At 35.9% G+C, this 25,027-nt stretch carries 24 protein-coding genes; all 24 read right to left on the bottom strand.

Going from position 1 to position 25,027, the window contains the following annotated elements:
• Positions 1-26: 26 nt before the first annotated feature.
• The gene (locus G631_RS19290; protein WP_035789848.1) at positions 27-302 is read right to left on the bottom strand and encodes a helix-turn-helix transcriptional regulator; all 276 of its coding nucleotides are present in this window, start codon (positions 300-302) and stop codon (positions 27-29) included.
• Between the two features lie 100 nt (positions 303-402).
• Positions 403-792, bottom strand: a complete 390-nt coding sequence (locus G631_RS19285; protein WP_155833934.1) for a hypothetical protein — start codon at positions 790-792, stop codon at positions 403-405.
• A 312-nt stretch (positions 793-1,104) separates the two neighbouring features.
• On the bottom strand, positions 1,105-1,455 hold the full coding sequence (locus G631_RS0113590) for a hypothetical protein (protein ID WP_026489921.1): 351 nt from the start codon (positions 1,453-1,455) through the stop codon (positions 1,105-1,107).
• Positions 1,436-2,257 carry a DUF6557 family protein gene (locus G631_RS0113585; RefSeq protein WP_026489920.1) on the bottom strand — a complete coding sequence of 274 codons (822 nt, stop codon included), beginning with the start codon at positions 2,255-2,257 and terminating at the stop codon, positions 1,436-1,438. The genes G631_RS0113590 and G631_RS0113585 overlap by 20 nt, the downstream gene beginning before the upstream one ends.
• Positions 2,254-2,499 (bottom strand): hypothetical protein, encoded by a 246-nt coding sequence (locus tag G631_RS0113580; protein ID WP_155833933.1) that lies wholly within the window; start codon positions 2,497-2,499, stop codon positions 2,254-2,256. The genes G631_RS0113585 and G631_RS0113580 overlap by 4 nt, the downstream gene beginning before the upstream one ends.
• Complete coding sequence (locus G631_RS0113575) at positions 2,496-3,155, bottom strand: PIN domain-containing protein (protein WP_026489918.1); 660 nt, start codon at positions 3,153-3,155, stop codon at positions 2,496-2,498. Before G631_RS0113575 ends, G631_RS0113580 begins: the two co-directional genes overlap by 4 nt.
• The gene (locus tag G631_RS0113570) at positions 3,136-3,744 is read right to left on the bottom strand and encodes a hypothetical protein (protein WP_026489917.1); all 609 of its coding nucleotides are present in this window, start codon (positions 3,742-3,744) and stop codon (positions 3,136-3,138) included. The genes G631_RS0113575 and G631_RS0113570 overlap by 20 nt, the downstream gene beginning before the upstream one ends.
• A gap of 1 nt (position 3,745) precedes the next feature.
• Complete coding sequence (locus G631_RS0113565; protein WP_026489916.1) at positions 3,746-4,411, bottom strand: hypothetical protein; 666 nt, start codon at positions 4,409-4,411, stop codon at positions 3,746-3,748.
• A 13-nt stretch (positions 4,412-4,424) separates the two neighbouring features.
• Positions 4,425-5,090, bottom strand: coding sequence for a hypothetical protein (locus G631_RS20370; protein WP_051197256.1), 666 nt, complete (start codon positions 5,088-5,090; stop codon positions 4,425-4,427).
• Between the two features lie 141 nt (positions 5,091-5,231).
• Positions 5,232-5,495, bottom strand: a complete 264-nt coding sequence (locus G631_RS0113555) for a helix-turn-helix domain-containing protein (protein WP_026489915.1) — start codon at positions 5,493-5,495, stop codon at positions 5,232-5,234.
• Positions 5,496-5,746: 251 nt separating this feature from the next.
• Positions 5,747-6,157: a hypothetical protein gene (locus G631_RS0113550; protein ID WP_026489914.1), complete on the bottom strand. Its 411-nt coding sequence runs from the start codon at positions 6,155-6,157 to the stop codon at positions 5,747-5,749.
• 273 nt (positions 6,158-6,430) lie between these two features.
• Positions 6,431-6,811, bottom strand: coding sequence for a DNA-directed RNA polymerase subunit alpha C-terminal domain-containing protein (locus G631_RS0113540; protein WP_026489913.1), 381 nt, complete (start codon positions 6,809-6,811; stop codon positions 6,431-6,433).
• On the bottom strand, positions 6,744-7,250 hold the full coding sequence (locus G631_RS20365) for an Lrp/AsnC family transcriptional regulator (protein WP_051197254.1): 507 nt from the start codon (positions 7,248-7,250) through the stop codon (positions 6,744-6,746). The genes G631_RS0113540 and G631_RS20365 overlap by 68 nt, the downstream gene beginning before the upstream one ends.
• Before the next feature lie 264 nt (positions 7,251-7,514).
• Positions 7,515-8,675: a class I SAM-dependent methyltransferase gene (locus tag G631_RS0113530; protein WP_026489912.1), complete on the bottom strand. Its 1,161-nt coding sequence runs from the start codon at positions 8,673-8,675 to the stop codon at positions 7,515-7,517.
• A 178-nt stretch (positions 8,676-8,853) separates the two neighbouring features.
• Positions 8,854-9,066: a hypothetical protein gene (locus G631_RS0113525; RefSeq protein WP_026489911.1), complete on the bottom strand. Its 213-nt coding sequence runs from the start codon at positions 9,064-9,066 to the stop codon at positions 8,854-8,856.
• 53 nt (positions 9,067-9,119) lie between these two features.
• Positions 9,120-10,898, bottom strand: a complete 1,779-nt coding sequence (locus G631_RS0113520) for a DUF2357 domain-containing protein (protein ID WP_155833932.1) — start codon at positions 10,896-10,898, stop codon at positions 9,120-9,122.
• 3 nt (positions 10,899-10,901) lie between these two features.
• Positions 10,902-14,162: an AAA family ATPase gene (locus G631_RS0113515; RefSeq protein ID WP_196803876.1), complete on the bottom strand. Its 3,261-nt coding sequence runs from the start codon at positions 14,160-14,162 to the stop codon at positions 10,902-10,904.
• Positions 14,163-14,453: 291 nt separating this feature from the next.
• The gene (locus tag G631_RS20360; protein WP_026489908.1) at positions 14,454-15,572 is read right to left on the bottom strand and encodes a restriction endonuclease subunit S; all 1,119 of its coding nucleotides are present in this window, start codon (positions 15,570-15,572) and stop codon (positions 14,454-14,456) included.
• 2 nt (positions 15,573-15,574) lie between these two features.
• Positions 15,575-17,965 (bottom strand): HsdM family class I SAM-dependent methyltransferase, encoded by a 2,391-nt coding sequence (locus tag G631_RS0113505; protein ID WP_035789847.1) that lies wholly within the window; start codon positions 17,963-17,965, stop codon positions 15,575-15,577.
• Positions 17,952-18,143 (bottom strand): type II toxin -antitoxin system TacA 1-like antitoxin, encoded by a 192-nt coding sequence (locus G631_RS0113500; RefSeq protein WP_026489906.1) that lies wholly within the window; start codon positions 18,141-18,143, stop codon positions 17,952-17,954. The genes G631_RS0113505 and G631_RS0113500 overlap by 14 nt, the downstream gene beginning before the upstream one ends.
• A 253-nt stretch (positions 18,144-18,396) precedes the next feature.
• Complete coding sequence (locus G631_RS0113495) at positions 18,397-19,629, bottom strand: Wadjet anti-phage system protein JetD domain-containing protein (protein WP_026489905.1); 1,233 nt, start codon at positions 19,627-19,629, stop codon at positions 18,397-18,399.
• A gap of 7 nt (positions 19,630-19,636) precedes the next feature.
• Positions 19,637-22,894, bottom strand: a complete 3,258-nt coding sequence (locus G631_RS0113490) for an ATP-binding protein (protein ID WP_026489904.1) — start codon at positions 22,892-22,894, stop codon at positions 19,637-19,639.
• Positions 22,884-23,549, bottom strand: a complete 666-nt coding sequence (locus G631_RS0113485) for a DUF4194 domain-containing protein (protein WP_026489903.1) — start codon at positions 23,547-23,549, stop codon at positions 22,884-22,886. The genes G631_RS0113490 and G631_RS0113485 overlap by 11 nt, the downstream gene beginning before the upstream one ends.
• Positions 23,539-24,945 (bottom strand): Wadjet anti-phage system protein JetA family protein, encoded by a 1,407-nt coding sequence (locus G631_RS0113480; protein ID WP_035789846.1) that lies wholly within the window; start codon positions 24,943-24,945, stop codon positions 23,539-23,541. Before G631_RS0113480 ends, G631_RS0113485 begins: the two co-directional genes overlap by 11 nt.
• Positions 24,946-25,027: the final 82 nt, after the last annotated feature.

Below are 25,027 nucleotides of genomic sequence, written 5' to 3'. Positions count from 1 at the left end.
CTCCCTCATCTGTTCTTCTTCACAATTTATGCACATAAAGGAAGAAGAGGACTTTCGTCCTCTCCAGCTGTCATGTTATGAACAAGAATGTCATCTATATGGCATCCGAATAATATACTAAGTCTTACAAGGTTATCTACAGTAGGTAAGCACTGTCCGCGCTGCCACTTGTAAATTGCCTGCTCAGATTCAAGCCCCAGCGCATTTGCAAGATCAAATACCTTGTAGTGGTTCTGTTTGCGAAGCTGCTTTATTTTGTTACCTGTAGCCTGCATATCAACAAATACTTCGAAAATGTCCATGGTTGCCTCCTCTATTAACAAAAAAGAATCTACGCCACCATCCCGTTCCAATATAATACCATAAACATATTCATGAAAAAATATACCTGCAGTTTAGTTTTTAGTCCCATAAGTCCCAGAACCATTTTGAAAACAGCTCAAGTGCCTTATTTTTGCAATCATCTCTATAGTCATCGAGAGCTCTTGATTCATTGAAGTATAGTTCTGATATCTCTTTGTATTCCGGAACATCTCCCAGCATATATACTCGTTGTGTACCGTTTTTCTTCTCCTCAGCTTTTTCCGCCTTGGTCAAGAGTTTTTCTCCAAACACACCATATTTGTTCTCAAATTCTTCATTGGCCTTTTCATATTCTTTTTGGTATTTATTCTTTCTAGTGCTTTTGTCCTTATTTGCCTCATTTAACAGGAAAATCATCTCTGAAAGAATAGCCTCCCACCGTTTCGCTCCTTCATCGTCATTGGCCTCTCCAATGCCATGCTCACACATAGCATGAGACGAACCTTCCAGACTGCTCGGATAACCATGCGAGGTCTCTTTCAGCTGTTGAAGCATCGCTGGCATTACATTTAAAAACCAATAATCAATAGACCAGACATCTGAATCGCAATAGCCATACTTTATGCGCTGGTAAACCTCAAACTTTCCTGAGATGAAAAAACTGCTTTTGGAAATATGGAAATATAATGGAGCCAAGTCAAGTGCGGCTCTTTATTATGATGGCAAAGTGCGAGAAGCCCTTCCTCATCAGATATCTTCAAGTGTTTTTCTGATAATTTAACTCATCTCTTGAAATCTGAATCATCTATTATCCCTTGTTACTTTCTCAACTATTTCATCTCCGCCTACTGGATAAGCGTCTGGAACACGTTTTAGTACCGCCAGATATTTTTCTCTATCCGCACGTGCAGCGCGTTCAGCAATTATGCCTTCCGCATTTACAATTGACTTTACTATGATTCTGTCTGAAGCAATCTCCCATCTGACAACCATATCCCCTATCTGGCTTATTTTCTCTCCTAAATCACGCTGAATAGAATCGTCTTTTCTATATTTTTCTATGATACAAATAACATATTGGCTTATAACGCCATCATTCTCTGCATCGGTCGAAAACACTTTCCACGCCTGATCATAAAACTCTATCATCATCTCGCATCTCCCTTACATACTCAACAGGATCAAGTGCTCTATGAGACTCGTTGAAATTAGTATATTTGTCCCAATCAATATCGCAGTTTTCTTTAAAACTCTCACTCGAAAGGATACTCTTCTTAATTCTCTCTAACTCAACGGCTTTACAATACCTATCATATTCTATTATCGCTTTATGATATGCATTACGTTTTTCTTCTTCCTCGGGATAAACCTCCTCTGGAGTAATTCCTAAATCCTCATATAATTCCTCAATCGTGTTAAAGCTACGTGATTTGGAAGGATCTTCACATTGCTCAAAAGCTTCGTCAAGCAGTTGCTTCTCTTCCTCTATATGTTCCTGATCAATACCAAAAAACGAGACTTCATATAGATAACTAACAACAATTTCCAAAAGATTATTCTGCGTCAAAGCAGTATCGGCAACATAGTATCCCAATGTATCTTCTTGCCATTCAAACTCATAGCCATATGATTCAACTTCAGATACGTCTTCTGCTTTTAGCAATTCTTCCACATCAACAAGGCCTTCTATCACATAATGTGAAATACCTTCTGAAACACATTTAGAAGCATATAAAATACTCTTCTTACCAACATTTGGATTAGGTTCCATGTTTATAAGTCTCTCAATCAACCTTCTGATTTCACTACGGCCGTGCTCCTTGCATTCAGCCACAGTTTTGTTGTCCCACTTCTGATTTAAATCTTTAAACAACTCTATGGGATAAGTAGCAAAATAATAATCAATTACTTCCTCTATATCTAATTCCTTAAGCGTTTGCTGGATTGTTTTCATTGCAATCTCCCATATAATAATTCTTCAACTCTTTTTTGCGCCTGCTCTTCTGTTTGTGCATTATCATCGTTAGGAACCAAAAATAATGCCTTTCCTTTTTGTATTATCCATAACGACTCACAATCAAACTCGTATTCATCTGGAATATTTATAATAAGACCTTCCTCATCTCTAATTGCTTTCACGACATGCATAATATAATCCCTTAAAAGTATCAAACATTTCCTGTTGTTTACACTCACACTACATCCTTTATCAGTCTGTATATGGTTTCTCCGTCCTTTAATCCAAATATACGCAGCGCGTCTAAATGAATCTTACCAGCCGCCTTTGATCTGGAAGATTTATAAAACTCAACCACTTTTTCAGAAACACTGTTAAACTCAGAATTTTCTAATGCAGTTATTATTCTATTTCTTATATCTTCCTGCTCCTTCATGCGTTTATATTCCATTTCAAAGTTCACAGACTTAAGCCTCTGGCGAATAAGATTAGCTCGTATATCTTCATTGGAAATCGCCAATTGTTCCAAGCCATGCTCGATATCTTCGCTTATCACCAGCCTCGACTTCACTAATTCTTCATTCGTATCAAAATAGTCTTTTATAGAGCAAAGTCCCTTATCTCTTGTGATGATTGCAATCTGAGTTTGTCCTTCTTCTGCAAGCCTTCCTGCTTCAGTCGCAATATAAAAATCCAAAGCATTTTTCCTGGAATCTTTTAGCTTATGAATAGAAAATTTACAGCCACTTTCTTTTATGTAGTCCATATATTGAGCCGCCATCCCGGCACTATTTCCATAAAATATTTCCAGATAATCACCTTCATTCAGGTACTCAACCCCTTTTAATCCCCGCATCCCTGAAACATTCTCATAATCAACTAATATCGCTGCCATTTAAATCCTCACAAATTGTTCTCTCAGTGGTTGCTCTTTCTATTTCTTCCATCTCAGGTATAATTTTCCACACCTTTTCCGCCAGTTTAACAATATCTTTATCTGCCATCTCAAACACAAAAGGCTTATCACAAGTTGCCACCCACTCTTCGCAACTCGGCTTATACCTAAACACGATATTATCTATTGTTTTCTTATTCTTATCTTCCTCCGCTGCAGTATCTCTAGCATTGACAATGAATCCTAACGCAAGCACTCTAAAAGCAGCGTAAGCTTCTTCTATAGTGTCATACTGTCTTTCTATAGAGATTCCATTACTAAAGGTCTCAAAATAATTAAGCCTGTATGTCACATCATAACTATTCTCTATCATCCATCGAGTAACGGCGCCCAAAGCATTTTTTACTAATCTTATAGACTCATGTGTATTGGCAAACACCAGATTATTTTCTAATCCAAAAGTATATTTTCTAGTCTTGCGATTCTGATACAACCATATATCTGGAAACTCACTAGGAAATTCAAAAACCAATTCGTCTCCGTTTTCCATGTAATCTTCCAACTCTTTTTTCAAAGACTTATCGTTCATGCTAAATAGCCACCTCTTTATCGCTAACTCTCAACAAAACATCCTCTTCTGCCAGCTGTCTCAGCGCCTTATATAAGTATCCCCAAGAAAGATCTATCTCTACCAGATTTTTATTTTTCTCTAATACTCTATATCCGACTGTTGAACAAAACTCATCTGAGACAACGACATACTCAACCATTTCTTTGCGCACATATTCTTTAGCTTTTTCAGTTGCAACATCAAAACCATAAAAGCCACCCAAATACCTCATTTTCATAGTTTCTTCTCGGAAAAAGAGATATGTATGATAGACATTGATCCCATTAAAGAACTGAAGCATCGATTTCAGATCAGTATTTATGGCAGAACTGCTAACCTTCAATAGCTTTCCAGTGGCCTTCTTAATTCCTGTTCCTCTTTTATCCGTGTACCATTTAATCAACTTATCCCTTTTCTTGGCCGCAGAAAGAGATTCTTTTCTGGCCCAATATTTGTTTTCCAGATTCTTCTCAAAATACTTGCAGTTCTTTTGTAAGCACTCATGTTGCTTAACCATAGTTTCTGATAGAGCCCCACTGTGAATGTAATAATGGCAGAACGCAATCGTATTATCCTTATTCGGTTGTCCCTTCATATAATTGCGACCGACAAAAGCCGGTGCAATAGCGCCCCAATTTGTTGACATACCCCCGCAAATCCTAACTGAATACTAAAATATAACTCTTTTCCGGAGCTTGTCTGACAACATCTTTCAAAAGAGTTGCCAGCTTCTGATCATGTCCGTTGCCTCGCCTCTCAAGTTCATCAGCAATCTCCACTATTGCTACTTTAGTAAAGAAATTTGGCTCCAGAACATCACTTTCATATCCTGTCAAATAACGTCCGCCATCAAGGAAAGCCCTAGTATATCTATTCTTGTTTATCACAAATTCAGGATCAAAATGCCTCAGGAAAATATCTTTAAACTCGGTATCAAATACGTCTTTATCGATAGATATTTCCATGCCTACCTCGTGAATATCACTAAGCTCTATCTTCTCCGAAAAATCCACCAAGACTGCGCGTATCCATGTAGCCCCACCGTAGTTATGCCCCACAAATATTTCCTCTTGTGGTTGCATTTCTATCATTTCTATACACTGCTTTAGTTCCTTTGGACATGGAACACAAGGTGATTTACCTACTTTCTTACATGTATCAAGATAGTCATCGGCAGCTCTATGGAATTCTTCCTCAAAGCCATCCTTGGAATCACTTTGAAATGTCACCAAATCATCTATATCCTCTAGCTTGCCATATAAAATGGCACCAGATTGTTTTATTATCGTTCCATATCCCTTATACATCAGCATGGTAACAACCACTTTGTTTTTCCTCCTATAAGCTCAATCATTCCCTGATTAAATAAATAATAAATCAGTTCAGCCTTCGTCGCATTCAACGCTTCGTTGAAAATTTTTCTACGCAAAAGGCCAGAGATTTTATCTCCGGCCTAGCATTTGTCTTCATTGCAATTGTCTGTCAGTTTTAATCACAAAAAAGTCATCGACTTGAATTCCAAGTATTCTGCTCAACATAAATAGATTTTCAACATCTGGAAATCCATTCCCATGGCGCCATTTATTTATAGTCTGCGCCTTGAGTCCCATAGCTTCTGCAATTTCCTTGTCAGAAAGCCCACTTTCTGAGATAAACTTGCTTACCATTTTTGTAGTAGCATTCATATCAGCCGCCACAGTTCTTCTACTTTTTGTAATTTCTTTTTTCATAAGCATACATTTCCTTTCTAGGAAACATCAATATTGGAGATGTTCCGTCGTTGTATGCCCATCCTTTCTACAGAATTATTTTTGCTTAATCTATCAAATCTAATCATAGGTAAATCCTTTCTTTATCACATTTTTTTGCATTTAGTTTTTCATTTTAATTCCCAAGTCCCAAGGATTTCGGACACTATATTTATATCAAATGTGGTGTCCAATAATTGCCACGCCTAAAACCTGCATAAACACCTATATTTTCATCCATCCATGTCAGAATTGTCAGTAGTTACGCTATGCCAACGATGTTCATAACTATAATCATCTAGCGAATCCTTCCCATCTACTGCATCTGTATATCCTTGCTCATATGCAGCCACAAAAGCGTCAAGTAGCTGTTTATTGTCATGCTCAATTTCAGAAAGCCTGTTATTGCCAACAATTCCATCGTGATAGCCTGTCAGATATCCATATTTGTCTGCATAAACTACAGTTTTCCCTGACTTAGCCGCAATACAATCGTAGTCAAATATGCCTTCGGTATATCCGGTCTCAAAGCCTTCCTTTAATCCGTCAGCATATGTTTTCTTCTCTGTGCCACATCCCATGAGCAAAAATGCCATTGTTCCAATAAGTACAATTTTAAAATATTCAATTATTCTTTTGTCCACATTATCCCCTACTTGTTGATTATTTTTAAAATCCGGATTTGTTTTTGAATATAACATATACCACCTATCAAAACAACCCTCATCCCAGTATACATGCGCCTTTCGAGTGTTCTAGCAAGCAGAATAATTTAACATTTTGACTGATTTACCTATTATATTAATATATATAGTGATTTTTAACATTTCTTCTGGTGAAAAAAAATTAAAAAAATGATAATTAATAGTGACAGGTACCGCGAAAATATCCCAGTGCCTGCCACCTATATCTTCCATTTAACCCCGATTTTTAACTACATTCATTTCCACAATTTCCAGAATATACCTAGCTCTCTTCTCCTGTGGAATGCAACTGTACTGGTATAAAAACAGCTTTTCCATTATCTCCCTGCAGCTCTTGGTTCCACAGTTCCTGATTTTGCTGATTTCCGCTCCAGAAGCAATATCCTCTGCTAATTCTCCAATGGTACTGTAGCCCGCTCTTTTCAGGCTATTATAAGCTCTTACCCCAAGATCTAATGTCTCAATTGGTGTTTCACTCATTTTGGAATTAAGATAAAACTTAAAAAAGAACTTGCCCCCCTTCTTCTCATGAATCCTGTCCCCAGTTATCTGCTCGATTATTTGGGAAAGAGTCTGACTCTGATCTACACTCATATTTAATTCCTCCATATACATCCTTAAGAACCTCCTGGATCTGACGGCAATGAAATTCCTTTAATTTGCCCCTGCAATCCTCGTCGATCCTCGTCATCAAATACTTGAGGTTTTGGGCTGAATCAGATACTGCCACAAAAAGAATCTGATTCTCTTTATGGGTAGTGAAGATTTGTCTAATATAAGCAGTTTGGGTCCCAATGTAATCAAGAACTCTGTTAAAATATCCAGGTTCGGTTATGATATCTGCAAACATAGTTATCTCGTTACCGCACATTACATATGTGTTATATCCACGGATGACACCTTCTCTTTCGAGCTTGTCCATCCTCTTTTTTGCAGCAACTCTTGACATACCAATTGCATCACCAATTTCCTGGTAACTCATTCGAGCATTGTTTCTTATAAGCTTAATAATCTTCTCATCTTTCTTGTCCATTACCTCTGCTCCTTATCAGTGTCGACTCTGATGTAGCAAATTATATGAATCACTAGTCATTTATGCAACTGCATCGGTTTCGAAACGTAACTAGTCAGTTTCATTTCGAAACCTGCCATAACGCCATACCCATAATGCCCGTAACGTAATGTCCAAAACGTCCAAAAAAAATATAGATTCTTATTATCTACAACAAAAAGAGGAACCCAAAATTGGATTCCTCATTGAAAGACAGAAAATAATTATCCATACTGCATATACTTTTTACTCGCCAAGCCTTGTAATCTTAATATAATTAAGCTTTTTAGCCTCTTCTATCGTGTTCTTAATCTGTTCTATACACTCATCCTTTTGCTCTATATCATGATATTCAAGATGTACATTCCCGTTATTATTGCTATACCATAAGATACAAGTATCGTCTTGTTTATGTAAACAACAAATTGCTCTACTTTTGGCACCCGTTATTGTATCAAGCAACTCTATACCATCAATCATCTTTCCTCTGGTGAATTCGTACATAATTTTTGCATCCCAACCTTCAAACATCGGAAGAGTAATATCAATACAATCTGCCACACAGCTCATAAAACTCATAAATACATTAACGTCAGAACAATCTGTTTTTGAAAACACCATAGTTTCAAATGTAGGTGTATCTCCAACTTCCATGCAACTTAATTCTGAATATGATTCCAAATCCACTTTTAAGCCAGCATCTGTTAATGCTTGTAACCAAGCCAAAAAAAGAGCATTTCTTCCCAATCTTTCTATTGATACAAACGTGCCACTGTCTTTTACCAATGAGCTCAAACTATTTGCATAGTCTTGCTTATCTTCTGTATAAATAGAAGCCTGAGTAATCAATTCATTTGATAAATCTTCAATTTCACCTGATTGACCATTTTCCTGCATTGTTCGCATAGAAAAAACTGTATCATAAGTTTTTCCTTTTAATTCGGTTACATCTGCGCATATAAACTCTACATTTGTTAATCCATATTTTTCAACATTTCTTTTAGCTATATCTATCCCAAACTGGTTCCTATCAATGGCGGTTATATGTTTATCCTGGAACAATGAGCCCAAAAATGTAGTCATAAAACCACAATCACAGCCAATTTCCAAGATTTCATCTCCAAATGCATTCTGATGATCATAAATCCAATTACATGCTTTTCTAACAATATCCGCATCATAACAGCCAGAAAAAATCATAGCAATGTCATAATCTGCGTCTTTTCTTTCGTAAAACGATTTATATCCTACCTTTCTAACGGTGCCATATAAATCGTCCATTATCTCTCGAGCTTTATTTTGGCCATATTTTTTAGAAAGCTCATTATATATTCCTTTAGGTTCACGCACTGCGCGAATATTTAACTTCATTATATGCTGTAACCCGGGGTCTTTTTCTTTTGCCATAGAATATAAGGTCTCCTTCATTCTTCCTACTGCTCATACGTTAGTTATGCAGAACAATAATATCATAAATATACTTTAAGAACATTACTCCATAAACAGAGCTAGTTACTGTAATCTACTCCAGCAACTAGCCCCCATTTCTCTTTATTATTCCCGCCAACTAACCTTTCAGTTTTTCTCACATCATCAATAATAAAACAATCTCATTATTTACTTTTTCATCTTTAACTACTTTAAAAGAAATTACATACTTATCTGCATAATCATCATACCATGCTTGTTTGCGTATATCTTCGTAAGCTATTCCATGGCATAGATATCCTTTACTGTTAAGAGTAACCGAAATCAAAGCTTCCCCTTCATAGGCTGATAAATAATCTTTTAGTTTCATAATGTATTCCCTCCTTATTGAATAATAGTTTTAGATACTACTATAAACACCATTTATTTCATAAGTCTCTGTATTAATTCATATGTATTGTTATCCTGATATGCATAAGGAACTTCTTCAGAAAATGGAATCATCATTATCTCTTGTCCTTTATCACTCACACCATCTATTTTGACATCGAAAAAAGATTCACCATCTATAAAGGTATCAGTAATTCCATAGAACAAATACATTCCTTTAATCACTGCATCATGCCTTATTGCACTAATAGATGTCAAATACTTGAATGCCAAATCCGGAATATGCTTGAACTTTAGCCTACTTTGATATGTGTATTTAGCATCACAAATAATATAGTTCTCTTTATCTGAATCCTCATACTTTATTACATAGTCGGGAATATAATAATCTCCCCTCAACTCATCTTCAGAGTCTTTATTTAGTGAGACCGTGTTGTTCCTATAAAGGAAAATACCATTTATATCACTTAGATCATCTTTGTAAATAACTGGCTCATAATAAACAGTAACTTTTTGATTTCCTTGTTCAAAAGAAAATGTATTATTTATCTTTTTGCTATTATCACGCCATTCTTTGTGCCCAGGATATTTTACATGCTTGACTTCGCTAAGATTAAATCCCATATCTTGAAGTTGTAGAATAAGCTTGGTCAACATATATATTTCAAAAATTTCAGGTGCATTGAAAAAGCTCATCATCATACGTTCTTTTTCTAAACTATAAATTCCCCTGTTATTCCAATTCGATATGCAATTATATATTCTGTTATATTGCGGAACATTTGCAAAAACAGCTGTAAGTCGAGGATTCAAACATTCTTTGTTTTCAGATACCCTCATAACGCCTTTGTAAGATCTTAGAAGCTGTCCAAATCTTATATAAAGTAGCTCCATACGATCACTAAATTCTTTTATCTGTTTTTTTGCATTTTCATATATTATGAAAGAAGAAATCAAATAGCCATTTTCAACACTTTCTTCAATCTGAAAATATTTTAGATATTCTTCCAATTCCTTTTTAAAGCCACTAATCGAATTCAACATATATTCCAAAAATCCCAAAACAATTTGATTCTCATATATGTCATAAGTTTTACTATTTTGCGACATCATGGTTTTTCTAGGCAAATAGCGCTTTGTTCCATATCCTATTCCAACTGCACTTCTTTCCATATACTCTGGATGCTGGACCATGTATTGAATTGTTTTCGAGTCAACAAACTGTAATTTTTCTATACTATCAAGAACATCAATTCTCTTTAATGTATATCTACTGTTCGCCATGAAATAACCATAGCAATCTTCATAGACATTAGCTATCTCCTCAATCAAAAGAACCTGCGCCCAAAAGTCATCTTTTGCTTTATTCCCTCCCAATTCTGGTCTTAATGATTCATGAAATAAGAAATCACCTTGATTTTCATAAATGAACTTAATCATTGCACTTACTGAACGATTATTTCTGCTCGGCCGAATCAGTACTGACAAATACTCAGAATAGAACCAATCATTTTGCTCTCCTCGAATGACAAGTAATGAAATCTGGGCGAACCCAAGAATATTATCAAAAATCTTGTTATCAAAAAAAACAAACTCCGAACCATTAGTATAGCCTAATCTTGGTTCACCATTTACATAAACATTAATCTTATCAACGTTTGTCAAATCAGGAATCTGAATAGTATACTCTACATCTTCATACACATTCTTGCGTACCTTTAAGACCTCCTCAACATTATGAAGTGGCCTTGTCGTGTTTGTCTGTATTACTAATGATTTGCCTATTGATGATCGCAGAATTATCTCTTCCATATATCATTCAAAAAAACCATAATATTTCATCTTTCTATTACCACGTTTCAACATTTCATCGATAAGATTCGCGGAAATATCAAGATTATTTGTGCTACAGAAGTCTTTTAGCTCATCAAGCCAATCTCTAAACTCTTCTCCGTTTCCAGTTAATTGTGGGAGAATCTTTTGTGCTACAGCGTAATCCAACGCTATTGTGTCCGGCTGATTTCCATATTCATCAGCTTCCATCAGTTCAGATGCAATCTCCCAATAATTGCCTATAGCAATGTTTACTCTTGGACTAATATATATTCTCTGTTTGCCTAATTTTGTTTTTATCCCCTCGAAAGTATTGGCTGTTTCTCTATCAAACTCTTTCTTATTTCCAATTGAACCAAAAACATTTTGCAAACTTTCCCATGTAATGTGTTTAATGATATCCTCTGAAATATCTTTTCCTCTATCACTGGAATTACTCTTTGGCAGAATAATAATCCAAGCCCTATCAATTAGTCTTGGTGAAAGCGCCTCTGTTGTATGATCATTATTTATTGTAGCTAAAAAGCGTAGTGTTTCTGGAATATAGAACACATTATCATTCCCTAAGTTCACAGTATTATTAATTTTTCTATCATCACAAACATTCATAAAATCAGCCCAATAATATTCCATTGAGCTTAAATTTGCTTCATCTAGAAGAATAATAAACGGATATTTCTTACTACCTTCTATGAATTCTTGGTTCAACAACTTTAGTCCCTTGAACACATCACGGTTACTCTCTTCAAATGACTTTGTAAGTGGATTAAAATAACCTATAAAATCTCTTTTTGAAGTCCATCCTCTTTCTACTGAAACAGGAATATATCTTGAAATTCCCTTTAATTCGGCATCAATATCAGAATAATCCGTAATCCCTAATGCTTTTGCTACAATATTGCAAATTGACGTTTTTCCGCAACCTGGCATTCCAGAAAAAACAGTTAAAAATCCCTGCATGGTACATATTAAGATATTTAGAATAACGTTCTTATCATAATTTGGACGAGCAATCTTAATTGTATTAACTAAATAATCAATTAGTTCGTCCTTGCCAAAATCAAAAACTTCTGCTGAATCTAGTTCTTGTACTACTTTCTCTAAGGATGACCGTTCTTCTCCTCGTTCCCATTCAGAAGCTGCTTGTAACATTTTATTTGAAACATACCCATCAAAGGTAATATCTGCCATCTTATCAGAGTATTCTTCCATTAGCCCCACAAATTTCTTCTCCAACGTACGAGAATCTTCCTTAAGCCTGCGATTGTGCTCTTCCAGATATTTTTCCTCATCTTTGAGAGTCTCAACATGCTTACTGTAAGCATCTGCATTTTCAAGCTCTTTAATCTTTTCAGATAATTTTTTTAACTCATCTTTCTTATTTTCAATCTGTTCACTTAATTCTTTAGACTCTTGATTTCCCTTTTGCGCAATGATATCACGCTTCTTTTGCTCAATCTCATTAAGTTCCTGCTTTGCAGCTTCCAATTTTGATTGAATTATCCTTATTCCCTGGATGCCTTCTAAAAAATCTGGTCTATTCTCTATAATAGCCGAAAGAAGTTCTTCGGTTTTTTGGCTATCTTTGTTCTTTAGTATCAGATTACATACCACATCATAAGCCTTCGAAGTAATCTCATCCATTTCATGAGCAGAATCAAAGTACGCCTGTATCTTTTGAACTCTTTGTCTCTTAATATCCTCGGGAATAGCTTTACCTGTAAGTATCGACAACCTTTGCTGTTCAACATAATCAGCCATATCTGAGCTGCTCATATCAGAAATATTCTTACCTTTTATTGCTTCAGCAAAAGCATTAAAAAGTTCGTCATCTGTTATAAGATCTTTATTAATTTGCTCTGCATTATCTTTTATTCGATAATATTTTTCAAACCCTCTTGCAATATACCTTCTGTCATCTGCAGTTGAAATAAGAACATCTCTACAGTCAGCTTCATTATAACCACTAATAAATCCTGTTCTTGTGTTTTCCTGCGTTATTATCACGTAACGTCTACTTGTAGGCTGATACTTTATCTTATATGGTCCAGCAAAAAATCCGTCCCCTATATCAATTAGTACAGACTCACCTTCAACTAACGTTTGCTCTTCTAATCTAAGAATTCTTTGGGTTAGTATATCATCATCCAATTCATCTTTTGAGATAAGTCTATATAGACCTACATCACTAAGAAACTGTATTTTCCCACTGGTACATCCTTCTTCTGCTCTCATTTTGTATCCTGTAGGCAAAAGAACTCCATCACTATTTCGATTCTCTTCTAAAGAATCAATCCCACAAGCCATAACAATTAGACCGTTATCTTTAAAGCGATCACTCATAACATCAGAATAATTATAGGCATATGAAAAATTTATGTTACGTTTTTCAGATTTCGGCAAGAGATTTGCAATCTCATCCTCTGTAATCGCATGATACTCACCATCTAGATACGTCCCTATAGGTGTAAAATTGTAATGATTATTAAAAAATTGAATCAAACAAATGTAAACCATACTATCTGTCTCTCCAATAATATCTGCCTCGTTATCAGCTTCTTCAAAATCATTATTATCTACACTGTTATCATTTTCTGATCCTTCTCCTGCCACATTTTCATCATCAGAACTTTTCTCTAATTCTTCTAGTACAGATTGATATTCGTCAATATTATCTTCTAATCCCAGAACACTATCAGTATTTTCTTGATTAGAAATTGCTTTCCCAAGCAGCTCCTTAGCTTTTGGAACATCATCTGAACAAAGATTTAATATATGTTCTTTCCTATCATCGCTTATTTCAACTCCATGAAGCTTAAATTGTACCCATAACAGCTCAAAATCTATTCTATTTTTCCTGCCCGTATCAGGATCAACACCTTTATCAAATTGAATAATAAAATCTGCTATTTCTTCATCAGATAAATGAGCAATTCTGTCTTCGGTAATATCTTCCCCAAAAACTTCCGAAGCGGTCTTAGCAAGGTCATTTGCCATATCCCTTGCTACTTTTTCAAGATTAAGCACAAAATTTCTATCCTGAGATCTAAATACCTCTACAACTATACCTGGCAAATTTTTATTTACCATAGGAGAATTAGTTTTCAAATTACCAAGCCTTGGCATATATTTGGCGAAATGCCTACTATTACGCTTAAACGGTTCTAGCCAATTCCTAATTCCAGAAGCTCTAACAATGGTTTTTAATTCTTCATCAGTAAATGTATCAATGAAATATTTCATATCGTACACCTGCGCTAATGTCATTATATTAAAAGGGAGAGCAATAAGCCCCCCAAGAAATATTATACCATTACATGAACACATTTATACATTATATCGATACTCAATTATAAAATGATAATAAATTGAAAAACGCCTTTGCTCTGTGAAAAATATATCTAGTCATATCCTAATAAAAACAAACAAATAGAGCGGATAGTTAATCATTTCTGATTTGCTATCCGCTCTATGAACATTTTGATGCTTGCTTCTAGTTATCTATGCATATTCAAACTGTTTTGAGTAACCATATTAAATTCCAACACTAAAGCTTAGTGATTTTATATATTCTTCCATAAATTTATAATCTGGCTCTTGTTCTGATGTTATAGGAAGCATGATTTCCTCATTCGAGTAGTTGTCTTCTGTCACTTTCCTTGCATATAAATATCTGTATTTATTTGCCATTAAAATAGTTTTTAAAAACAACAAAACATATGGGTTATTATTTGTAGATCTCAATTCTAATATTTTAGCTGAATCTCCAACACAGCATCCATTTTTTTGAAAAGAAATGTAACCAGAGGAGCCAGAACGAGCCACTGTTAAGCATGCCTTTTCTATTAATGTATATCCCTTTTCTTTGCAGTATTCTTTATCTATATATCCCATTATTCCATTATTAGATTCACCACTTTGCACTGCTGGAAAATCGCCCTCATTATCAGCAATTTCTTGTTGTGTTATACCCTTTCCATTATGTATGTAAAATAGGTCAGATACTTTGAATTTGCCCCATGTAGATACATCAAGTTTTATTTTTTTATTACTCAACGAACCAGCATATTCCTTTTCAAAAGCATGTTGATTAATATTATCCATATACCAACATGCTTTTTTATATCCTTCATCTAAAAAATAATCCGGAATAGTTGTGACGTCCGTTTTCATATTTGTAATAAAAGCATCAATATACTTTGTATCAAGATTTCCTTTCGAATCAACAGGTAATTTGATAACAAAATTCTTTTTTATATGAGCATTCAGTTCTCGAGCAAAAGCCTTATAATTACTGGCACTTTCAAAACGTACTAAGTGTGATATAAAAAGTTTAGTTGTATCTGACATATCTTCACATAACGGTATCAATACATTCACATTTTGGCTGGTGTAAAATGGCTGGTCTTGTAAAAAACAAGACCCCAAATAACTTCCCCCCAACGCAACAGTTAATGATCCAGCCGCATAAGGCTCAACATTATCTATAGCATCAACCTGTGCTGTAATTCCATTATTAGTACGCGCTCTTCCAACAAAATTCACAGTAGGATTATAGAATGTCATCTTGCTTTTATCAAATTTATTACCTGAATCAATTTTAAACAAATCATATAAATGAAAGTCTTTCCATTCATGATTCCACAGCTGCATTATTATTCCTCCAACATTCCTTGATCTTCCATATATCTGTATAAAGCGTATTTTTTTAATGTCATTTCAAAATCATCTTCTGTCAGCTGGCTATAATCAGTTTCTATATAGGCTTCTGCTAAAGCTTCATCTCCATTATCAATTTTCACTTTTAGAAATTTCTTAGGATTGGGCGATGCAACTCCATCCATCTCATCAATCCATTCCGCACGAATAGCATCCCATTTTCCTGTATCTTTACGACCATTATGAGGGATCACCTTAAATCCATCATCTAACCAACGCGCAAAAAATACAGCTTTTGTTTTATCATGTGGCACATGTGCTTTAAACACCATAATGCACGTATTCGTTCCAACATGACTATCAAAAAAAAGTTGTCCTGGCATTGAAGAACATGCTAGCAATGTATGATACTTTAAAATCTCTTTTCTAAGTTTTGTGCCACTATTACCTGCGCAAGACATTGGCACTATAGCTATACCAATTCCACCTTTTTTTAAGTAATGAAGCATGGAAGCCACAAAATCCAGCTCAGACTGCCCTTTTTGTATAGCTACTTCTCTTAATCCACTTTTATCAAATGCTAATTCTTTAGACTTAATTATATCTTTATTACTCTGAATCTGTTTATTAAGATCCTCTACCTCTTTCTCAAATCCCTTTTTTGCTTTTTTCGTTATATCTTTTATCTGCTTAGCTAATTTTTTATTTTTGTCTTTAAGCTCATTTATTTCTTTTACGATTTCATATTCTTGTTCAGTATTATTTTCCTTTTTATCTAAGGAATACGGTGGATTAATCATACCTATATCAATGTCGCCAAACTCTGCCAAAGCCTCATTCAATGGTATTTTTTTATTTCCTACAAAAGTCTTTCCACTATCATCAGCTGGTGCATAAGAATCTATTAATAATGACGAACAGTTAAATAAATTGGATTTTCCATCACCATGAAAACGCATATTAGCGTATGCAAGTGCATACATTGATGCATCTTTCTCAACGCCAATCAAACTATTCCTTTGAGCGACTCCGTATCTCTCTAGCTTTTTATCTTCACTCTGCTTATCAGCCTGAATATTTTTCTTAATCCTGTTAAGAGCAGCTATAAGAAACGCCCCAGTGCCACAACATATATCTACTATCTTTGTATTTTCGTCAAATTTAGTATCAGAATAATACTCAGCAATATCACAGAAAAAGTCCGTGATATGCTTAGGTGTTAACACAATTCCCTTTTCTTTAGCGTTGCCTTTTGTAAATCTAAGAAAAGTAGTATAAAACTCTCCCATAACATCTATTCCGGAATACTTTTCTACTACCTCTACAACATTTTCATATAGTGAGAAAATACAACTCGATAATACTGTTTCTCCATCAGGAAAATATTTTCCCTTTCCCTTTGGCGCCATGATTAATTCATCTTTCGCCAATAGTGCATCATAGAATTTTTTTAAAGAGACTCGCTTTCCCTTCGGAATTTCATCTATATCCCAAATCCCTTTTACATAATCATCAGCATATTCATCATTACCTTCACCGTAAAGAGAATACTTAAGCATTTTTACTGAATCTTTGCTTATAGAATCTCCAATCATTTTTTTTGCCTTAGACGAACGTTTTTTATCTATTGCTGCTTTAGTATCTTTATACAATCTTGATTCATGGTTAGTAAGCCCCAAAATAACTGCAGAAACAAATCCCGCCTTTGAATTATCTTCTATTCCATTTGCTCTAAGGAAGTTTGCACATGCCAATGTATACCGTCTTAGTTCCTTTCTTATATCTTCTTCTGTTTCTGCAAACCTTCCCAAAACTGTATCGGCATCTTTTTTATACTGATGTATTGAAACTAACGAATCATCCAAATGGCCATCTTCGAGTAGGGCTATTTCACCTATTTCTCTTCCTTTTGGCCAAACAAACGATGTAACCTTTGCCTCAGCCTCGCTTTGTCCTGAAATGCCCACAGCTATAACATCATAGTCATCCTTCAAAAATGACGCATACCATAGAGCACCGTTAATAGCATATTTTTCAGTTTCATCCGCATTACCATAGCCATAAGCTAGGTATCGTGTTACATCATCAAACATACTATGATCATCCATAGAACCTTTGCACTCGATAATGACTATTACATCTGAATTATCTAAAGTAACGATATAATCGGGCGTTCCCTTTGATTTCATAGTTTGCTTTTTGGATGCATATCGAAATACTCTTTTCAGCCAATCATATGAAGTACCTTTGTAACTATCTTCTTTAAACCAAGTTATACCATCAACCGTTACATTTTGAGCGGTTGGATATCCTTCTATTTCTTTAAGCCTATCAGAAGTTAAACCTTTTGTAGTTTCTTCACTTGCATCACTTTTACCTGTTGCCATTTGCATTCTCCTTTACGCTGTTTTCATTTATTACTTTAGTTGCTTCTAGTAATGCTGTTCTTCTTACAAATTCACTGTAAGATGCGTATGCCTCCAAGCGAGCCGCAAGTTTTAATTTGTCTAGCTCGTCCTGACTTACTCGAATACTCATTGTATAGGTTTTAATACTCTTATCCATACATATGTTCCTCCATATATAATTATAGTTTTCGTGTGTGACATTTTCAATACATTTACACACGATTGCTAATGTACTAATGTACTTCATTTACGTTTCCATCTTACCTCTGCCGAAATTCTTCTCGGCTTAGGAAAACTAACGTAATATCAAGGTATGGAATAAGTCTAATAATACTTTAATACACAAATAACAGTACTTAACATAAAATCACAGTAAAGGAAGTCCTATTATTCAGTCAGAACATTTTTTACTACACTTTTTGTTTCCAGCTTATAACTTCTTGTTCCAATTTAATATTATTCTTAAGCATATATCGCATAACTTCTTCATATAATCCTTTTTCAATCAGCGATTTTGCCTTTTTTTCATCGTTACTTTCAAGCGGCTTGCAGTATTCCTTGTAACTTTTCAGTTCGTCAACGCCCATGCAAAGCTGTAAAAATGCAATACCAGTCTTTTTCTTTAAATGCTCAAGAATATAAAATCCATCCGGATCTATGTCTCCAAAATGGAACCATTCTTTATCAAGATTTGACTCAGCTATCCTACGTATAAAATTTTGCTTAGCCGTGTTGTGATATCCTGCCAGATAAACAAAGAATGTATCTTCATCCTGTACTCGATTGAAACTTGTAAGATTTTCGACAGTTACTATCCTTGAGGAGTTTACTATAACAGTATCAATTTCGCCCAATGTTCCGGAATCAATAGCAATTGCCAAAGAATGACTTAACTCTATCTTTTTTCCTCCCTTTAAGCAAAGAATGCCATCTCCTTTAAAGTTAACATAGGTCGGATTAGGGAAAATATTATACTCTGCCAGTATTGCATGACCCTGTTCTCTATCATCAGGCACATCTTCAATGAGATCTCTAAAATTCCCATTTTTTTTCAAGACTGTCAGGACTTTATTGCGGTAATCTCGCTCAAATCTCTTGGAATCACCAAATAATTCAATGGATAACTCTCTTTCAAGAATCTCTTCTGTATTGCCGCCGATATATTCAAGAATCCTTATTATCTCACTAGCTACAGGCATCTCATATTCAGCTTTTTTTCGCTCTTCAAGACGCTTGATCTGCGTTTTGCAAAACAGATCCAATACCTCATTTTCACCAAGATGAGATTTATACATAGATATCTGACTATCTTCCAATTGTTTTAGCTCTGTCCTGCCTAGTATACTATAGAAAGAATCCTGCGCTGTAATAACCATATCTATGGACTTGATAACTCCATTCGATTTTGACAGATAAATCAGCCCGGCATCTTCAAGTCCACATAGTTCTCTCTCGAAATCTCCTTGTTCATCAAGATTAGCAAAATCAGAATCATAATCCCTAAAAAAATCTGAAGGTTTAACCTTAAAACTCTGATTAACTGTATTCTCTCCACGATAAGTCTTGCTCTTCTCGAACTTATCGAGAAGAGCTTTAAGGACCTCTTTCTGCCGCTTATTCAACTTAATTGACTTATCTGTCATATTAAAATCACTCCTCAAGATTTTTAATAAGGCCTTCTACCGCAAAGCTTTGGCGACCCTTAGGAACTAGGGTAATTGTTGTCTGTATATGCGAACCTATACTGTTTATCTTATCCGGAGGTGCTGCATAAACCACCTGAAAATCATTTGTTTCAAGGTAATCCACCATCTGCTCAATTCTCTCTCTGGACAGTGCTGAAAATGCTTCATCTATGAATGCCAGACGAGCACTGCTACGATCCTTAGGATATAGCTGTAGAAGGCTTGCTGCCAAAATGATAAAGTACGGTGTCTGCTTCTCACCATTACTTGCAGATCCCTGCTTCTTTGACAATGTAGCCTGAACCTCATCTTCACCCTGCTTACTTATAATTCGCATATCGTAGGTAAAGTACTTTCGATAATCTGTATATTCTGTCTCATCTTCTTCGTTAAGCACTATATCGATGAATTCCTTAATATCATGTTCACTATCTTCATCATCTTTAATGACATTAAGATAGTATTCAGCATTATCAAAATATTCATGCATCTGCTTACATATCTTAAAAAACAGTGCTTTTCCTTCAGAATCCAGCCTTTCCTTCATCTCAAACTGATAAACATCATTTCCAAAAGGACGACCTTTCAACTCCTTATTGATCTTATCAATTTCTTCTTTAGCACCACGAATTGTTTCGTTTATCTCGGCAACAAAATCTCCCACAAACGCACTCTGAAGCTTTTCGCCCTGCTTTTCCAGTTTTTGTTTTGCTTCCTCAATCTGAACATTAGCAAGATTACGATACTGCTCCCTGTAATAACCAATAAATGACACTCCACGCATCTGGTTATCTGTGCCGTTTATTCTGCAATACTGCAGGTGAGCATTCTCCAGATCTTTCTTGGCTTTATCCAGCTCACGTTCCCATTCACGTACAGTCTTTTCAGTAATTACCGTATCCTTTTTCTGAATCTGTTGGTTGTACATATCAATAGCTGGTTGCCTTAACTCTGGCATCTCTCGACATTCCTGTTCAAACTCTTTTTGAGCAGATTCCTGTAGTTGTTCCTTTGAAGAGATGTCCTTTTGTATTCTTTCTATTTCCTTTTCTGAACCGCCTATATTTTTGTATAGAGCACGGATTTCCTCTTCAATTTGCTGATGGGTTGCCTTTGCCTTACTAAATGCCTCAAGCATCGCAGTCAGACTCGGATCCTTCTCATAATTTTCCTTCTCGCTCTTTGCAGCTCTCAGACTTTCCTTTACGGCATCATACTCATTTACAGCTTCAAAATCATAGTCATCCTGGTTTAAGGATTTTTTCTGTAATCCGATAATCTCTGCCTTCAGCGAATCATTGAGCGCAGAACGCTCTTTTATACCTTCCTCAAGTGCATGGATTTCTTCTCCCAAATCCTCTATTTGCAGTTTAATTGCATCCTGACCAATAAAGAGCTTGGTACCATTAATCTGCATCTTACCAACAGCATAGCTCTTGGCAAGCATACCATTAGGCATAATCGCACCCTTAGGATACTCATGAAGCTCATCTACTGTCTCACAGAGATGGATTCCATTAAGCAAATAATTAGCATACATGCGGGCCGTGGGATTAATTATCTCTAGTTGCTCAGCTGCAGAGCCAGCTACTATCTCTGTAGCTTCAAGCTTATCTGCTATTACAACTTTTCCCTTAGTTGCAGGATTATCATTAACAATTTTCAAAACCTGAGCTGTGTATTTTGGATCAACTATTATATTAAAGCGTTTTCCGCCCAGGAATGTCTCTATAGCTCGTCTCCACTTTTTATCTTTGACTTCCGTAATAAGTTCAACAAAGAACTTAACATCTGTCGAGATATTCTGCTTCTTAAGCTCCTCAGAAATCAAACTCCTGGTCTTCTCATATCCAGGCTCAAATACAAGTTTATTTCCTTCGAGCTGCTTTTTCTCATCAAGTTTCTGAGCAAGAGAATCGTTATCCTTCTCTATTTGATCCCTGTTCCTAAGCTGCGCCAACTTCTTAAGCTCACAAATACACTTTATCTCTTCAGAAAAAGTATAAAAAGCAGCAACCTTCTTAGTAGTATCGCCTTTAGATGAGATGGTAGTCAGTTCGTCCTTAACATCAAGATCTAACTGCAGTTCTTCTGAATAGTCCTGCATTGTTCTATCGATCCACCCTTGAAGGGCTTCAACTTCTTTAACAGACTTTGAAAGAAGATCGCGCTCCTTAGAAAGCTTTTCTATCTGATTTTCAAAGCGTTTAAGAGTACTGCTTATATCCTGGTAATCACGGCTACTATTTAATTCTTCAAGCTTCTGTCTTGCCTCTTCGAGCTCTTTATCTTTCTTTTCCTTCTTATCTACCAGGAAAGCAAGTCCAGCTTCTTCTTGTCCCTTTGCACTCTTCAGCTTCTCTATAGCCTGTACCGCACTCTGCCACTTCTGATATCCAAGCACTAATCGGCGCTTGTTATAATCAGAGTACTTCTGCTCATATTCTCTCGTACAGTCCTCAATATGCTCCAAAACCTTTTTGCTTTCGAGCATGTCATCATATGTCTGCCTGATTTCTTCATAATTGGCTCTCTGTTCTTTAAGATCCGCCAAAGAAGACATCTCTCCCTCTTCAAGAACACATTCCTGAATAAACTTGTCTATGTTCTTCTGAGGATCAAATGACATCATTTTTATTATCTTGGATTTATACTTTGAAACTTCGCATCGAAGTCCCATAGCCTGAAGAACCTGCTTAGTTCCTCTCTCCATTCCCATGAATTCTTTACTGCTGATGTGTTGTCCTTTTACAGTAATCTGACTCTTGGGATAAACAGATAACTTGCCATCCCTCTCTTCGCAGAAAACAATATCAGAAAGTGACGCATCTTTAGCAACATACCAATAGGAATTTGCCTTAGATTCGTCCTTCTTAAGCTCAATGGTAACAAACACAACCATCTTCGCCTTATCCATTGGGGAATAAAACTCCATGGCGATATAGCTCACCACATCCATATTTCCGCGCAAGTATCTACCAGCGCCTTCGCTATGAGTATCGCCACGCACATACGCTGCAACACTTCTGTCACGGTCTTTGGCTGCTATATTAAAATGAGTGTTTCCCGTTAAGAGATAAGTGATTGCATCAAGAACAGTAGACTTTCCGGTTCCATTATTACCTGTGATTAACGTCGATCCTTCGAACTTCATCTTCACGCTAGTAAATCGCGACCAGTTAATGAGCTGAAGGCCGGTAGCTACTTTTCGATTACTCGTCATAATCCGGTTCCTCCACTTCTTCCTCATCATCGTCTACGGATGCATTTATGGATTTTATCTTCTTACCATTTTCCTCAACTAAATTCTGAAACTCTACACTATCAAGTGCAAACTGGATAGACGGATAGATCTTTATGCTGCAATCCGGATCGCCAAGCTTTCCTGACACCTCAACCAAATTATATTTTGCGAAAAGCTTAAGGATATCAGCCATCAGAGTCTTTCCGTCAAAATCTTCTCTGAAACCGTATTTCTCCAGTTCCTGCTTTAAATCCAAGATTGAAATGACAATTCCTTTTGAAAGGTTACCACGTCGTATACGATCAAGATAAACTGTCCACAGGCAACACAAAACAACAGTGTCTGCTTTGCGAAGTCTTAATCTGTTTGCCTGTATCTTACCCGAATCAGAAGAATCTCCGGAATTCACAAGCATAGTGACACCGTTGTCTCTGTCAACTTTGATATCAAAACCCATATGGCTTAAATATGAACTTACAGTTTCTTCATTCTTAGCCACAAAGGTATAAAGCTTCTTGCTGTCATCATCTTTTTCTTTAACTATGAATGTAGATTTTAATAATCTCCTACACACACGCTGAAACAGTTCCTTCTCACTGGAAGTATACATATCCCAATCTGCTTCAAACCCCATTTGCTTTTCTCCTTATTTTGAACCGGCGCAAAATCATATCATTTGCTTCCATATACCCATCTTCAACTGTTATCTCAAATCCATTTTCCTCACAATAAGCCACTGCAGAAATATCAGAAAGGAGCTCTTTCTTGTTAGAAAGTGGAAGTTGCGAGCTATCGAGTTCGTCCTTTCCTTTCATTTGCTCGTCCAAATATATCTTCATACGCTTCTTGGAATATGGATTATAGGCTTCTTTTTCTAATGCAGAAATTGCATCATCCTTGTCTTGCTGAGTAAGAGTCTCTGTATCTGTCGTTACCGCCTTTTTAATGGTCTTACTCTTGCGAGGATTCCATAGAGATGCTGTATCTATATACTCATTCTTGTCAAACTTGTATAGCTTAGTCATCTCATCAGAAAGATCGTCCAGAAGGTTCCCTTCGTCTATGCTTGTCCTAAGCATCTTCAATACCTGCTCAACATTGCCCTGAGCATCTTTTCCGCTGTTGCGGATAAAACGAATCCTTCCAACCGCAATATGAATATGCATGTTGATCTTATGCTTTATATCACGCATGATGCGGTCATAATCTTCATTAAGGAATTTCTTAGTGTTCTCCACCATATCAAGAACAAGTTCCGCCGCCTCATCTTCTGATACATTTTCTTCAATAGCACAACCATACATTATCAGTTCACGCATTTCCGGATTGCTTACTATCTCATCCAGTTTTGAACGGATATGGCTTCGATACATATGTATATTCTGCTGCTTAGTGAGACGAGCATATTCCCTGATAAACTCACCATCACAATATTCCAACAGATGGTCAGTAAGAGTTTCAAGCGACGTCTCACGAGTTAATTCTTCTATTTTTTTACGAATGAATGTTGATAATCTCTTTAATGATTTAGATAACGCCTTAGCGTTGTTATAAACGGCCTTTATAGCATTTACATAAGGATCTGACTTCCATTGATCAGAATTCATCAGAGTATTGTAAATGTTGTAGATATACGAAGAATACTCAACCTTCTCAGGCTGTTCTAATGCAAGCAAAAACTCTGAAAGAGCAATGCCTGCTTCCGTCATAATGATATATTTCTCATAGGATGCATCATCTGTTTCCTCAGTTAACCATCCACAATCTTCATCCGTAAACTTACGAATTATGCTGTTAGCTACATCTGAGCATTTCTCATCAGCCTCTTCTTCAGAAAAGCTAAGATTATTCTCGTAAATGTAACTAGCAAGTGCATCGCGTAGCTGTTTACGACTAATTCGATATGAAACTTCCATATCATACTGTGAATATATTTCAAGGAGGCAACCGGCATTGTTCATATAATCACTTCCACTCGAGAGCAGGTTAAAAAAACCTGATGGTATCCGGTTAAATACATTTGGTGCCATAGTCTTGCCTCCTTTCCAATTCATCTCTACTCAAATACCGAAAACCATTTTCTTATTAGGTTTTTTCGATATTATATCAACC

The organism is Butyrivibrio sp. XBB1001, assembly GCF_000424505.1.
Classification (GTDB): Bacteria; Bacillota; Clostridia; order Lachnospirales; family Lachnospiraceae; genus Butyrivibrio.
This window is presented reverse-complemented; position numbering and strand designations above follow the sequence as displayed.